11 protein-coding genes are annotated in these 13,437 nt (G+C 73.2%); 5 read left to right on the forward strand and 6 right to left on the reverse strand.

From position 1 onward, the window contains the following. The first annotated feature begins 239 nt into the window (after nucleotides 1-239). The 4 genes from ACLJWH_RS00005 (at nucleotide 240) to ACLJWH_RS00020 (ending at nucleotide 4,466) form a co-directional block, all read left to right on the forward strand. Nucleotides 240-1,424, forward strand: coding sequence for a TIGR04053 family radical SAM/SPASM domain-containing protein (locus ACLJWH_RS00005; protein ID WP_411139397.1), 1,185 nt, complete (start codon nucleotides 240-242; stop codon nucleotides 1,422-1,424). A 64-nt stretch (nucleotides 1,425-1,488) separates the two neighbouring features. Beyond that, the gene (gene hemG / locus ACLJWH_RS00010; RefSeq protein WP_411139890.1) at nucleotides 1,489-2,943 is read left to right on the forward strand and encodes a protoporphyrinogen oxidase; all 1,455 of its coding nucleotides are present in this window, start codon (nucleotides 1,489-1,491) and stop codon (nucleotides 2,941-2,943) included. A 111-nt stretch (nucleotides 2,944-3,054) separates the two neighbouring features. Continuing rightward, nucleotides 3,055-3,249 (forward strand): hypothetical protein, encoded by a 195-nt coding sequence (locus ACLJWH_RS00015; RefSeq protein WP_411139398.1) that lies wholly within the window; start codon nucleotides 3,055-3,057, stop codon nucleotides 3,247-3,249. Then, nucleotides 3,246-4,466 carry an MFS transporter gene (locus ACLJWH_RS00020; RefSeq protein WP_411139399.1) on the forward strand — a complete coding sequence of 407 codons (1,221 nt, stop codon included), beginning with the start codon at nucleotides 3,246-3,248 and terminating at the stop codon, nucleotides 4,464-4,466. The genes ACLJWH_RS00015 and ACLJWH_RS00020 overlap by 4 nt, the downstream gene beginning before the upstream one ends. 66 nt (nucleotides 4,467-4,532) lie before the next feature. Here the strand turns inward: ACLJWH_RS00020 and ACLJWH_RS00025 are convergent, their stop codons facing one another. The 6 genes from ACLJWH_RS00025 to xylB form a co-directional block, all read right to left on the reverse strand. Beyond that, nucleotides 4,533-5,780, reverse strand: a complete 1,248-nt coding sequence (locus ACLJWH_RS00025; RefSeq protein WP_411139400.1) for a phosphodiester glycosidase family protein — start codon at nucleotides 5,778-5,780, stop codon at nucleotides 4,533-4,535. Nucleotides 5,781-5,939: 159 nt separating this feature from the next. After that, nucleotides 5,940-6,467: a hypothetical protein gene (locus ACLJWH_RS00030; protein WP_411139401.1), complete on the reverse strand. Its 528-nt coding sequence runs from the start codon at nucleotides 6,465-6,467 to the stop codon at nucleotides 5,940-5,942. Nucleotides 6,468-6,537: 70 nt separating this feature from the next. Beyond that, nucleotides 6,538-7,167, reverse strand: coding sequence for an N-acetylmuramoyl-L-alanine amidase (locus ACLJWH_RS00035; protein WP_411139402.1), 630 nt, complete (start codon nucleotides 7,165-7,167; stop codon nucleotides 6,538-6,540). 233 nt (nucleotides 7,168-7,400) lie between these two features. Further along, nucleotides 7,401-8,816, reverse strand: a complete 1,416-nt coding sequence (locus ACLJWH_RS00040; protein ID WP_411139403.1) for a family 2B encapsulin nanocompartment shell protein — start codon at nucleotides 8,814-8,816, stop codon at nucleotides 7,401-7,403. 129 nt (nucleotides 8,817-8,945) lie between these two features. Further along, nucleotides 8,946-10,358, reverse strand: a complete 1,413-nt coding sequence (locus tag ACLJWH_RS00045) for a family 2B encapsulin nanocompartment shell protein (RefSeq protein WP_411139404.1) — start codon at nucleotides 10,356-10,358, stop codon at nucleotides 8,946-8,948. A 332-nt stretch (nucleotides 10,359-10,690) separates the two neighbouring features. After that, nucleotides 10,691-12,121 carry a xylulokinase gene (gene xylB, locus ACLJWH_RS00050; RefSeq protein WP_411139405.1) on the reverse strand — a complete coding sequence of 477 codons (1,431 nt, stop codon included), beginning with the start codon at nucleotides 12,119-12,121 and terminating at the stop codon, nucleotides 10,691-10,693. Between the two features lie 133 nt (nucleotides 12,122-12,254). Here xylB and xylA point away from each other — a divergent pair, with 133 nt between their 5' ends. Then, nucleotides 12,255-13,418 carry a xylose isomerase gene (gene xylA, locus ACLJWH_RS00055; RefSeq protein WP_411139406.1) on the forward strand — a complete coding sequence of 388 codons (1,164 nt, stop codon included), beginning with the start codon at nucleotides 12,255-12,257 and terminating at the stop codon, nucleotides 13,416-13,418. Nucleotides 13,419-13,437 lie beyond the last annotated feature (19 nt).

A 13,437-nucleotide genomic window follows, 5' to 3' on the forward strand; every position in this document is an offset into this window, starting at 1 on the left:
GGACGGGAGTTGAACGACGGCAGCAACGGAGCGGCCAGTCCCCACAGACCATCAGGAACCAGCCGCTGCGAAAGATCGACACCCACAAGCAGCAATGATGCCCCAGTTCACCACGTGAGACATCCTCTAAGTCCCGGAAATCCAGGGCGATATACCCGGTGAAGGGCGCCGGTGACGCATTTCCGGCGGCGTACAGTGCGAATGTTCCGAATTGCCGCAGCGACCTGTGGAGCCGTTTCGTGCCGAATAACCGCCTGGTCCGCCGCCCCCGCCACGATGTCGCCGAACGGCCCTTCATCGTCATCTGGGAGGCCACCCGGGCCTGCCCGCTGGCCTGCGCGCACTGCCGGGCCGAGGCGCAGACCGCCCGGCACCCCGGCGAACTCGGCACCGCGGACGCCCGCGCCGTCATGGACCAGGTCGCCGCCTTCGGGCGCCCGAGCCCGCTCTTCGTGATCACCGGGGGCGACCCGTTCCAGCGCCCCGACCTGACCGAACTCGTGCGGTACGGAACGGGGTTGGGGCTGCGCGTCGCCGTCTCGCCGTCCGGCACCCCCACCCTCACCCGCGACCGCCTCGCCGAGGTCCGGGACGCCGGCGCGCTCGCCCTCTCGCTCAGCCTCGACGGCTCCACCGCCGCACTGCACGACAGCTTCCGCGGCGTCCCGGGCGTCTACGGCTGGACCCTGGACGCCTGGCGGACCGCCCGCGAACTCGGCCTCAAGGTGCAGATCAACACCACCGTCACCCGCCACAACCTCACCGACCTGGCCGATATCGTCCGGCTGGTGCGCGACGAGGGCGCGATGCTGTGGAGCGCCTTCCTCCTCGTCCCCACCGGCCGCGGGCAGCAGCTCGCCGCGCTGTGCGCCACCGAGGTCGAGGACGTCCTGAACTTCGTCCACGACGCGGGCGCGGTGATCGCCGCCAAGACCACCGAGGGGCACCACTTCCGCCGGGTCGCCCTCCAGCGGGCCGTCCTCGACGCCCTCGGCGAGGACCCGGAAGCCGTCCTCGGGCTCGGCGGTCTCTACCGCCGGCTCAAGGACCGGGCGGCGGAGCTGGGGCTGGACGCCGGCCGGGTACGGCGCCCGCCGATGGACGTCGGCTCCGGCCGCGGCTTCGTCTTCATCTCGCACACCGGCACCGTGCACCCCAGCGGCTTCCTGCCGCTGGACGCGGGCAACGTCAAGGACCGCCCGCTGACCGAGATCTACCGCACCTCCGCTCTCTTCACGGCGCTGCGCGACCCGGCGCGGCTCCGCGGCACCTGCGGTGCCTGCGAGTTCCGCACCGTCTGCGGCGGCTCCCGGTCGCGCGCCTACGGCATCACCGGCGACCCGCTCGCCGCCGACCCGTGGTGCTCCTACCGGCCGGGCAGCTTCCCGCACCAGGACCGGCTGGCCGAACTGCTCCCCGCCTGAGGCGCACCGCCGTCCGGCCATCCGTCCTCCGCAACCCCCTTGTCAGGAGCGCACTGTGAGCACCATGCCCGGTACACCGAAGAGCACCGACACCCCGCGCCCGCCCCGGCACGCCGTGGTGATCGGCGGCGGGATCGCCGGCCTGGCCGCCGCCTGGCAGCTGCACGAAACGGCCCGAGGCGCGCTCCGCGTCACCGTCCTGGAGAGCGCGGACCGCGTCGGCGGCAAGCTCTCCACCCGGACCCTCGCCGGCACCGTCCTCGACGACGGCTGCGAGTCGATGATGTCGCTGCGCCCCGAGGCGGTGCGGCTGGCCGAGGCGGTCGGCCTCGGCGGTGAGCTGCTGCCGCCCGTCGCCGCGCCCACCACCGTCTGGACCCGCGGTGCGCTGCGCGCCCTGCCGCCGGGCCATGTCATGGGCGTACCGACCGACCCCGACGCGCTGGCCGCGACCGGACTGCTCTCCGCCGCCGGCGTCGACCGGCTCCGGCGGGAGCCCGCGCTGCCGGCCGCGCCCGTGGCGGGCGACATCACCGTCGGCCGCTATCTCACCGACCGGCTCGGCCCGGAGACCGTCGACCGGATCGTCGAACCGCTGCTCGGCGGCATCTACGCCGGCCGCACCGAACTGCTCTCACTCGAAGCGGTGATGCCCCGGCTCATGCCGTTCGCCCGCCGCGGCACCTCCCTCCTCGACGGGCTGCGCGCCGCCCGGCGGGACGCCCCCCAGGGCCCGCCGCCGCAGGTCGTCACCGGTCTGCGCGGCGGCGTGGGCCGGCTGCCCGCCGCCGTCGCCGCGTCCCTGGCCGGCGGCCGCGACGCGGACATCCGTACCGGTACCCGCGTCGTCTCCCTGTGGCGCAGCGACCGGGGCTGGCACATCCTCGCCGAGACCGGTCACGGCCCACTGGAACTCACCGCCGACGCCGTGGTGCTGGCACTGCCCGCACACCCCGCCGGCCGGCTGCTCGCCCCGCACGCGCCCGCCGTGGCCGGTGAACTGTCCGGCTACGGCTACGCCGCCACCGCCGTCGTCACCCTCGCCTTCGCCCGGCGGACGCTGCCCGCCGTCCCGTGCGGCAACGGCTTCCTCGTCCCGCCCGTCGACGGCCGCACCGTCAAGGCCGCCACCTTCACCAGCAACAAATGGCGCGCGGTGGCCGAGGCCGATCCCGGCACCTTCCACCTGCGCACCTCCATCGGCCGGTTCGGGGCCGCCGAGGACCTGGCGCGGTCCGACGACGAACTGGTCCGCCGCTCGCTGGCCGACCTGGGTGACGCCCTCGGCGGCCCGCTCGGCGATCCGTCCGACGCCGCCGTCACCCGCTGGTTCGACGGACTGCCGCAGTACACCGTCGGCCACCAGGAGCGTGTCGCCCGCATCCGGGCCGGGATGGCGCACCTCCCGGGCCTGGCGGTCTGCGGTGCCGCGTACGACGGAGTCGGGGTCGCGGCGTGCGTCGCGAGCGGGCAGCGGGCGGCGGCCGAGGTCCTGGCGGCGGTCGACGCGGGCCGGTGACCCGCAGTGATCACCTGATCGGAGTACCCGGAGTCGAGCCGCATATACCGCGAAATACGCAAAACTGGCCGCCCCTTGCCGCCTGATCAGGCGGCGTCGAGGAGGTGTGCCATGGTTATCTCCCTCTCGGTCATCCTCTTGCTGGTGATCTTGACCGTCATCTTCCTGCGCGGCGGAAAGCTCAAGCTCTCGCACGCCCTGGTCTGCATGCTGCTCGGCTTCTACCTCGCGAGCAGCAGCTTCGCCCCGGACATCCACAACGGTCTGGGCAGCGTCGCGGACGCGGTGAGCAGCGTGCGCCCGTGACCCTGTCGGCCTGCCGGAACCTCGTTCTCGCCACCATCGGTTTCGCCGTGACCTTCTGGGCGTGGAACCTCATCTCCCCGCTCGGCAACGACTTCCGGACCAGCCTGGGCCTGACGCACTTCCAGGAGTCGGCGCTGGTGGCCGTGCCGGTGCTGGTCGGCTCGCTGGGCCGGGTGCCGGTCGGCGCGCTCACCGACCGCTACGGCGCCCGGGTGATGTTCCCGCTGATCTCCGCGCTCACCGTCATCCCCGTGCTGCTGCTCATCCCCGCCAAGTCCTACCCCGCGCTGCTCGTCGTCGGATTCCTGCTCGGCCTGGGCGGCACCACGTTCGCCATCGGCATCCCGCTCGTCAATGGCTGGTTCCCGCCCGGCAAACGCGGTCTGGCACTGGGCGTCTTCGGTATGGGCATGGGCGGCGTCGCCCTCTCCGGCTATCTGACCCCGCGCATCCACCGGTACGACGAGAACCTCCCGTACCTCGTCGTCGCCATCGTGCTGGCCGCCTACGCGGTGTGCGCCGCGCTGCTGATCAACGACCACCCGGACCGGCCGGTCCCGCAGACCTCCCTCGGCACCCGGCTGGGCGCGGCCGGCCGGCTCCGGGTCACCTGGGAGCTGGCCGCGCTGTACGCGATCGGCTTCGGCGGCATCGTCGCGTTCGGTGTCTATCTGCCGACGTACCTGGAGAACGGGTACCACCTGGACGACACCGACGCCGGCACCAGGGCGGCCGGATTCGCGGTGGTCACCGTCATCTTCCGGCCCATCGGCGGCTGGCTCTCGGACCGGGTGCACCCGGCGGTGGTCACCGCCTGGGCGCTCGGCGCGGTCGCGGTGCTCGCCGTGGTCCAGGCATTCGGACCGGCGCTGAACCCCACCGGAACCGTCACCCTCCTGCTCATGGCGGCCGGTCTCGGCGCCACCAGCGGCTCGGTCTTCGCGCTGGTCTCGCGGGTGACACCGCAGGCCCAGGTCGGCAGCGTCACCGGCATCGTCGGCGCCGTCGGCGGCCTCGGCGGCTTCGTGCCGCCGCTTCTGATGGGGTCGGTCTACAGCGGTACGGGGTCCTACTCCATCGGTCTCATGCTGCTCTCCGACCTCGCCCTGGCCGGCTGCGTCTACGCCGCCGGCCGGATGCGCACCGTGGGCACCGCCCCTACCGGCCCCACCGGCCCTACTGCCCCCACCCGCACCGGCGGTGCCTTCCCCGCATGACCCCGCCCGCCCGCCGGTCGGCCGGCCGTCCGCCTGTCAGCAGGATCCGGACGACCCGAAGGCCGGTCAGGAGGCCCGCGAGGAGAAGACCCCGATGCCGTTCGCGACCGGCCGCTCCGCACCGCCCGACGGATGGTTGCGCACCGTCACCTGCCGGCTGTCCGGGTCGCGGGTGACCAGCGTGGCGGACCCGCCGCCGTCCAGATCGACCGCCTCCCGCGCACCCAACTCGCCCATCAGAATGGCCAGTTCGCGCACCGTCAGACCGGTCCGGCCGGCCGCCCCGTCCAGCGAGAGCAGATAGAGCACCCGGCCGCCGGGCCCGAACCCGGCCGCGGTGCGCACCGCGACGGCGTCCGTGTCGAGACCGTCCACCGGCCGCGCGTCCCGCAGGACCGGGAAGCCGCCGATCGCGAACCGCAGCAGGCCGGGCCCCCGGCCCACGAGGCGGTGGCCGACCCCGACCGGATCGCCCGGACGCAGCCCGCGCAGCTGCCGGGCCCCCTCCTCGCGCCCCACCAGCACCACGCTCCCCGCGGCGACCCCGCCACGGCCCGGCCGCTGTGCGAGCGCCGTCACCCGGCCGTGCCGGACGGTCACCTCGGCGGTCTCCGTACTGCACGGCGCCGCCCGGTCGGTGTCCGTACCGCAGGTGGCGCGCACCCGCGACGCCGGACCCCACTGTTCGGTGTACGCGCCGATGCCGTTCACCGGCAGCGCGAAGAGATTGAGTCCGCGCAGCGGCAGCGGCCCCCGGGCGGTCAGCACCGCGCCACGCAGCGCGAGCCGGTCGAGCCGCGCCCGGCGGTCGTAGCCGACGCCGATGACGTCCTCGGTGGTCGCGCCCGGCGGCAGGGCCGGGCCGAACCGCTGCCCGTCGGGCACCGCGCTCTTGAGCACCCGCCCGGCGGCGATCTCCGGTCCGTCCGGGGCGCCGGTCACCTCCACACCGGGGTGCTGGACCTCGACGATATGGAAGAAGTCACCGTTGACGGCACCCACCGCGCCCTGTGCGGCGGCCAGGTGGGACACCGGCGCCCGTGCGCCGACCACCTCCGGATGGAGCAGATCCACCGTGACCCGGGGATCGGCCAGATCGACCGTCAGCAGATGGCCGAGCACCGTGCCGCGCGGCACCGTCAGCCGGAATTCGCCGTACGCCACACCGGGCGCCACCGGCACCGCGGCCGCCCGGCGCAAGGTCTCGACCGCGGCGGTGGCCGGTGCCCCGCCCGCCAGCGCGCCGCCGGCCAGCACCCCCCACGCCACCAGAACTGTCAGCACCGCGCGAACCCGGCCGAATCGCTGCTTCACGAGTCCCCCTGACGTCCCGCCAACTGTCCCACGTGGTGGAGGCGTTCACCATGAAGTGAGGTCGGCGGGAAGCCGTACATCCGCCGTACGGCGCCGCACATCCGCGGTACGGCCGCCGTGCCGCCCGGCGCGGGTGTCGCCGCGGGTACGCCGCCCGCGCTACGGCAGGTGTCCGGCGGACCCGGCGTGCGCGGGTCCCGGGCCGTACGGCTCCGGCGGGCACTCCGCGCGCAGCTCGTCGAGCACCCACCGCAGGTCCCCGGCCGGTACGGACGGCAGCAGCATGGCCACCGCCGTCAGCAGCCGGCCGAGGACGAACGTGGTGTCGGGGGTGGTGCGGACCAGGTCGCGTACCGCCTCGACATCGCCGTCCCGCAGCCCTTCGAGCAGCGTCACCACCCCGGGCGCCGCCGCCTCGTCGGTCTCCACCCAGCCCGGCTCGCCGGGTGCCTTACGGGCGAGATGGTGCAGGACCCGGTCGGCGACATCGCTGCGGTACGCCTTGCGCACCGCCTCGTTGGCGACCCAGGCGAGAGCCGAGACCAGGTCCCGGCTCTCCTCTGCGGACATCTCCTCGGGGAGTGCCTCGTCGAACGCCTGCTGGTTGCCGTGCCGGAAGGCCAGGAGAAGGCGGCCCGCCTTGGCCTTCGCCGCAGCGACACTGATGTCTGATATCTCGCCACTCACCCGTAAAGCTTAAAGGTGCGGCATGTGTCCCCGCAGGTACGGTACGGCCCCGGCGTCACTTGGCGCCCTGTCAGGAGTCCTCGATGACCAGCCGCATATAGCGGGCCCAGTCCCAGTACTCGCCGGGGTCGGTGTGGTCGGTGCCGGGTACCTCGGCATGGCCGATGATGTGCTCGCGGTCCTTGGGGATGCCGTAGCGCTCACAGATGGCGGCGGTCAGCCGTGCGGACTGCCGGTACAGCGCGTCGGTGAACCACTTCGGCTCGTCGATCCAGCCCTCGTGCTCGATGCCGATGCTGTGGGTGTTGTAGTCCCAGTTGCCGGCGTGCCAGGCGATATTGCGTTCGCTCACGCACTGGGCGAGATAGCCGTCGGCGGACCGTACGACATAGTGCGCGGCCGCCTGGTGCGCGGGGTCCTGGAAGAGCCTGAGGGTGTCGGTGTACGTCTCCTGGGTCACATGCACCACGACCATCTCGATCGGGTACTGGGCCGGGCGGTCGGCGTCGGTGTAGTTGGCGGGGCTGGCCGCGGACCAGTGGACGGGCGGATACGCCGCGCTGCCCGGTCCGGCGGTGCCCGGTCCGGCGGTGCGCGCGGCCGCGCGGGCGGTGGCGAGCGGGGTGAGGGCGGCGGCCGCGGCGAGCGCGGCGGCGCCGGTGAGCAGCTGTCGGCGGGCGGGGTGGTGGCCGGACTCCATGGGAACTCCTGACAAGGTCAGTTTTGGTCGCGTACATGTCACGTAGCTGTGTGCGTTCATCATGCGCAACAGGACGCGGCCTGCCAAGGGAATGGCCGATCCGTCAATGGCTTGACCAAAGATGGAACAACGCAGGTCAGAAGTGGGAAACAAATGATCGGACGTCACCCGGGTGCCACGGCCGGCCCCGAGGCGGGGACGGCCGCGGCACCCGGGCCGGAACCGGTCGCCGGTCAGCGGCCGATCTCTACGTCCTCCAGGATGCCCAGGGCGTCCGGTACCAGCACCGCCGCCGAATAGTAGGCACTGACCAGATACTTGATGACGGCCTGGTCATTGATGCCCATGAAGCGCACCGACAGCCCCGGCCGGTACTCGTCGGGAATGCCGGTCTGGTGCAGGCCGACCACACCCTGGTTCTCCTCGCCGACGCGCAGGGCGAGCACCGAACTGGTCTGGTCCGCGCGGACCGGGATCTTGTTGCACGGCAGCAGCGGGATACCCCGCCAGGCCCGCACCACCGTCCCGTCGATCTCCGCGTGGGTGGGATAGATGCCCCGCGCGTTCCACTCTCGCCCGATGGCCGCGATCGTGCGCGGATGCGCCAGCAGGAACTGGGTCTTACGGCGCCGGGACACCAGCTCGTCCAGATCGTCCGGGGTCGGCGGGCCGCTCCGGGGGTGGATGCGCTGGGTGAGGTCGGCGTTGTGCAGCAGCCCGAACTCGCGGTTGTTGACCAGCTCGTGCTCCTGGCGCTCGCGCAGTGCCTCGATGGTCAGCCGCAGCTGCTGGTCCAGCTGGTTCATCGGGTCGTTGTAGAGGTCCGCGACCCGTGAGTGAATCTTCAGCACGGTCTGCGCGACGCTCAGTTCGTACTCGCGCGGCGCCCGCTCGTAGTCGGCGAAGGTGCCCGGCAGCGACGGTTCGCCGACATGCCCCGCGGCCACGTCGATGGCCGCCTCGCCGTGCTTGTTCCGGGCGGGCGCGAGCGTCGCGCGGTAGGTGTCGAGATGCCCGCGCAGCGCCGCCGACCGGGCCAGCACCTCCTCGTACGCGGCGCGCGGCAGCGTCAGGGCGGTCACCCGGGTCGCGGCCCGGACGGAGTGCTCCCACACCGTGTCCGGCGCCAGCAGCACCGCCTCGCCGACGGCGTCGCCGCCGGCCAGCACGCCGACCACCGTCTCGTCGCCGTACTTGCCGGCGGTGAGCCGGTCGAGCCTGCCGTGCGCGATCAGGATGACCCGGTCGGCCGGCCGGCCCTGCTCGGCGAGGAGGTCACCGGGCGCGTACTCCTGCTGGACGAACCGGTCGGCCAGCGCTTCCAGCGTCGCGGGGTCCTCGAAGCCGGACAGCGGCGCCATCTCCCGCAGCTCCGCCGGGATCACCCGTACGTCCGGGCCCTGCGTGACGAACTCCACCCGGCCGTCGCCGAGCGTGTGCGTCAGCCGGCGGTTGACGCGGTAGGTGCCGCCGGACACCTGCGTCCACGGCAGGACGCGCAGCAGCCAGCGGGAGGAGATGCCCTGCATCTGCGGCGCGGTCTTGGTCGTCGTCGCCAGCTGGCGGGCCGCCGTGGTGTCCAGGCTCGAACGGTCCTGCTCGACGCCGGCGGGCTGCGGGGCGGACGTCGGGTCCACCGATGTGGTCATGGAGAAGATTCACCTGTTCCGAGGGGCGTGTGCGGTGTCTGTGTCAGATCCGTGTGCGACACGGGACACGGGATGTGCGAGGTGCGGTGCGCGGTATACGCGGGCGCCGCCGCGCGGACCGCGGCCCGGTCAGAGACCGATTTCCACGTCTTCGAGGACGCCGAGCGCGTCGGGCACCAGAACGGCCGCCGAATAGTAGGCGCTGACCAGATAATTGATGACGGCGCGTTCGTCGACGCCCATGAAACGCACCGAAAGGCTCGGCTCGTATTCATCGGGAATTCCGCTGCGGTGCAGGCCGACCACGCCCTGATTCTCCTCACCGGTGCGCAGCAGCAGAACGGAACTCGTCCGCTCCTTCGTCACCGGGATCTTGTTGCACGGGAAGATGGGCACACCGCGCCAGGACGGCAGTGAATGGCCCTGGAATTCGACCGCCGCCGGATACAGGCCGCGGGCGCTGCACTCCCGGCCGATCGCCGCGATCGTCTTCGGATGGGCCAGCAGAAAGCCCGGGTCCTTCCAGACCGTCGCGAGCAGTTCGTCGAGGTCGTCGGGGGTGGGCGGGCCGCTGCGCGGACGGATGCGCTGGGTGAGGTCGGCGTTGTGCAGCAGCCCGAACTCGCGGTTGTTGACCAGTTCGTGCTCCTGGCGCTCGCGCAGCGCCTGGACGGTCAGCCGCAGCTGCTCCTCGACCTGGTTCATCGGGTCGCTGTAGAGGTCACCGACCCGGGTGTGGGTGCGCAGCACGGTCTGCGCGACGCTGAGTTCGTACTCGCGCGGCGCCGGTTCGTAGTCCACGAAGGTGCTGGGGAGGGACGGTTCGCCGCGGTGCCCGGAGGCGACGGAGACCGTCGATTCCCCGCTCGCGTTCGCCGGCCGGGCGGGGCCGCGGACGACCGTCGCGAGATGTGCGCGCAGTTCGGGGGAGCGGCCGATGACCTCCTGGGCGGCCGGCCGGGGCAGCTCCAGGGTGGTCACCCGCGTCACCGCCCGGTAGCCGGACTCCCAGCGCGCGTCCGGGGCGGTGAGCGGCTCGTCGCCGAGGTGGTCGCCGCCGGCCAGCGCGGCGAGCACGGTCTCGTCGCCGTACTTGCCGGTGCCGAGCCGGTCCACCCGGCCGTGGACGATCAGTACCAGCCGGTCCCCGGGCCCGCCCGCCTCGGCGATCAGCTCGCCGGGGGCGTAGTCGTGCCGGACGAACCGCTCGCCGAGCGCCGTCAGCACCGCGGTATCGGTGACCTCCCGCAGCGCGGGCAGTTCGCGCAGTTCCTCGGGGATGATCGCGGCTTCGGTGCCGGTGATGTCGAAATCGATGCGCCCGTCGCCGACGGTGTACGCCAGCCGGCGGTTGACGCGATAGGTGCCACCGGCGACCTGCACCCAGGGCAGCAGCCGCAGCAGCCAGCGGGAGGTGATGCCCTGCATCTGCGGCGCGGTCTTGGTGGTGGTCGCCAGATTCCGCGCGGCGGCGGTGCTCAGACTCGACGCGGTAAGAGAGCCCTCAAGTTCAGGTAAAAACGATTCTTCATTAATCGTCATGGTGTGGTGCCTGTTGCCTATCTCTCCGAAGGGTGCGAGGCGGCCGGTGAGAGGTCCGCTCCTCGTGGCCTTCGAGGAGGTTCACCGACGGAGATTCACCGACGGCCCGCCGGACCGAAGATAGGGCCATGAAATTACCCACACAATCCCTCGATAGGGTGGCATGGAATTATCTTTTGATGGAAAGGTTTAGCAGTTTCCGGGACGGGGCAGCGTGCCGGGGCGCCCGCCTCGGCCGCACCGTCCGGTACGGCTCGCGGCGCACCGCGCAGGCGCACCGCCCGCGGACCGGCGGCCGCACCGCCCCGGTGCGCTCCATGGGCCGGGCGCCTTCACCGCCGCAGCAGCGCGTCCCCGTCGGCGAGCGTCGCGGCCAGCCGGTCCCAGACGGCGGCGTCCCGCTCCCGGGCCTCGTACACCGGGCCGCGGGCCGTCCCCCAACGGCGCGCAACCGCCGCCGGATCCTCGCCCAGCAGCAGCCCGGCCGCCTGCGCCGCCGCGCCCAGCGCGACCAGCTCCCGCGCCTGGGGCACCACCACCGGACGGCCCGACAGCCGCCGTACCGTCTCCCGCCAGGCCCGCCCCCGCGCACCGCCGCCGATCAGCAGCAGCGGCGCGTCGGGCGCGGTGCCCTCGTCCAGCACCCGGTCCAGCGCCTGCAACAGCGCGAACACCGCGCCGTCATAGGCGGCCTGGAGCAGCTGGCCGGCCGTGGTGTCGTACCGCAGACCGTGCACCAGGCCGGACGCGCGGGGCAGGTTCGGGGTCCGCTCGCCGTCCAGGAAGGGCAGCAGCACCGCGGTGCCGCCCGCCTCGACCGCCTCGCGGTCCCGCCCCAGGAGTGCGGCGACGCGGTCCACGGCGAGGGTGCAGTTCAGCGTGCAGGCCAGCGGCAGCCAGTCGCCGCGCGCGTCGGCGAACCCCGCGACGGTCCCGGTCGGATCGGCGGGCCGGCGCGGGGAGACCGCGTAGACCGTGCCCGAGGTGCCCAGACTCAGCACGGGTGCGCCGGGGCGCAGGCCCAGGCCGAGCGCGGCCGCCATGTTGTCGCCGGTCCCGACGGCCACCAGCGCACCACGGGGCACCGGCAGTTCGTCGGTGCGTACGGTGCCCGCCGCCTCGCCCGGTAGCGCGACCCGCGGCAGCGCCTCGGGGGACAGGCCGACATGGTCCAGGACCCGGGCGTCGTAGGACTCGGTGGACGACGCCCACCAGCCGGTCCCCGACGCATCGCCCCGGTCGGTGACGGACTGCCCGGTGAGCCGCTGGGTGAGGTAGTCGTGCGGCAGCCGCACCGCGGCCGTCGCGGCGGCCGCGGCCGGCTCGGCCGCCCGCAGCCAGGCCCATTTGGCCACCGTGAAGGCGGGCGTCGGTACGCTGCCGATGCGCCGTGCCCAGGACTCCGGGCCGCCCAGCTCCGCGATCAGCCGCTCGCTCTGCGGCGCCGGCCGTACGTCGTTCCACAGCAGCGCGGGGCGCACCGGCTCCCCGGCCGCGTCCAGCGTCACCAGGCCGTGCTGCTGCCCGCCGACGGAGAGCGCCGACGCCTGCCGCGCCGCGGCGCCGCACTGCCGCAGTGCCTGGTCCAGCGCCCGCCACCACTGCCGGGGGTCGCTCTCCTTGCCGTCGCCGTCGGAGACCGTGTGCGGTGCCCGGCCGCGGGCGACGACCGTACCGGTCGCGGCGTCCACGACCAGCGCCTTGGTGGCCTGGGTGGAACTGTCCACCCCGACGACGAGCGGTCCCGCTGACTGTGCGCCCATCGCGCTCTCCCTCGGCCGGCTGCTGCCCCGCCCCGGTGTGGTCCCAGGGGGTTCCCCGGTGTGCTGCCGCATATTAGTTTGGCCGCCGCGGAACGGGCGAAGCGCGCCCTGACGACATGACCGGGGAGTCGCGATGCGCCATCAGCCCGTGCCCGAGGACAAGTTCAGCTTCGGCCTGTGGACCGTCGGCTGGCAGGGCCGCGACCCCTTCGGCGACGCCACCCGCCCCGCCCTCGACCCCGTCGAAACGGTCCACCGGCTGGCCGGCCTGGGCGCCTACGGCGTCACCTTCCACGACGACGACCTGATCCCGTTCGGCTCCGGCGGCCGCGCCCGCGAGGCGGCCGTCGCCCGCTTCCGGAAGGCACTGGACGCCACCGGCCTGGTCGTCCCGATGGTGACGACCAACCTCTTCACCCACCCCGTCTTCAAGGACGGCGGTTTCACCTCCAACGACCGCGGCATCCGCCGCTACGCCCTGCGCAAGACGATCCGCACCCTCGACCTCGCCGCCGAGCTCGGCGCCCGTACCTACGTGGCGTGGGGCGGGCGCGAGGGCGCCGAGTCCGGCGCGGCCAAGGACGTACGGGCCGCCCTGGACCGGATGAAGGAGGCGTTCGACCTGCTCGGCCAGTACGTCGTCGAGCAGGGACTCGACCTGCGGTTCGCGATCGAGCCCAAGCCCAACGAGCCGCGCGGCGACATCCTGCTGCCCACCGTCGGCCATGCCCTGGCGTTCATCGGGCGGCTGGAGCGCCCGGAGCTCTACGGCGTCAACCCGGAGGTCGGACACGAGCAGATGGCGGGGCTGAACGTCCCGCACGGCATCGCCCAGGCGCTGTGGTCGGGCAAGCTCTTCCACATCGACCTCAACGGCCAGAGCGGGCTCAAGTACGACCAGGACCTGCGCTTCGGCGCGGGCGATCTGCGGTCCGCGTTCTGGCTGGTGGACCTGCTGGAGACGGCCGGGTACGGCGGGCCGCGGCATTTCGACTTCAAACCGCCGCGCACCGAGGACCTGGACGGGGTCTGGGCCTCGGCGGCCGGCTGTATGCGCAACTACCTCGTGCTCAAGGAGCGCGCGGCGGCCTTCCGGGCCGACCCGGCCGTCCAGGACGCGCTGCGCGCCGCGCGCCTGGACGAACTGGCCCGCCCCACCGCCGAGGACGGCCTCGCCGGGCTGCTCGCCGACCGCACCGCCTACGAGACCTTCGACGCCGGGGCGGCGGCCGCCCGCGGTATGGCCTTCGAGCAACTGGACCAGCTCGCCCTGGACCATCTGCTGGGCGCGAGGTGAGGGGCGGCGCGGGCGGCCT

This window comes from Streptomyces sp. x-80 (genome assembly GCF_046549095.1).
In the GTDB taxonomy this organism is placed as follows: Bacteria; Actinomycetota; Actinomycetes; order Streptomycetales; family Streptomycetaceae; genus Streptomyces; species Streptomyces celluloflavus.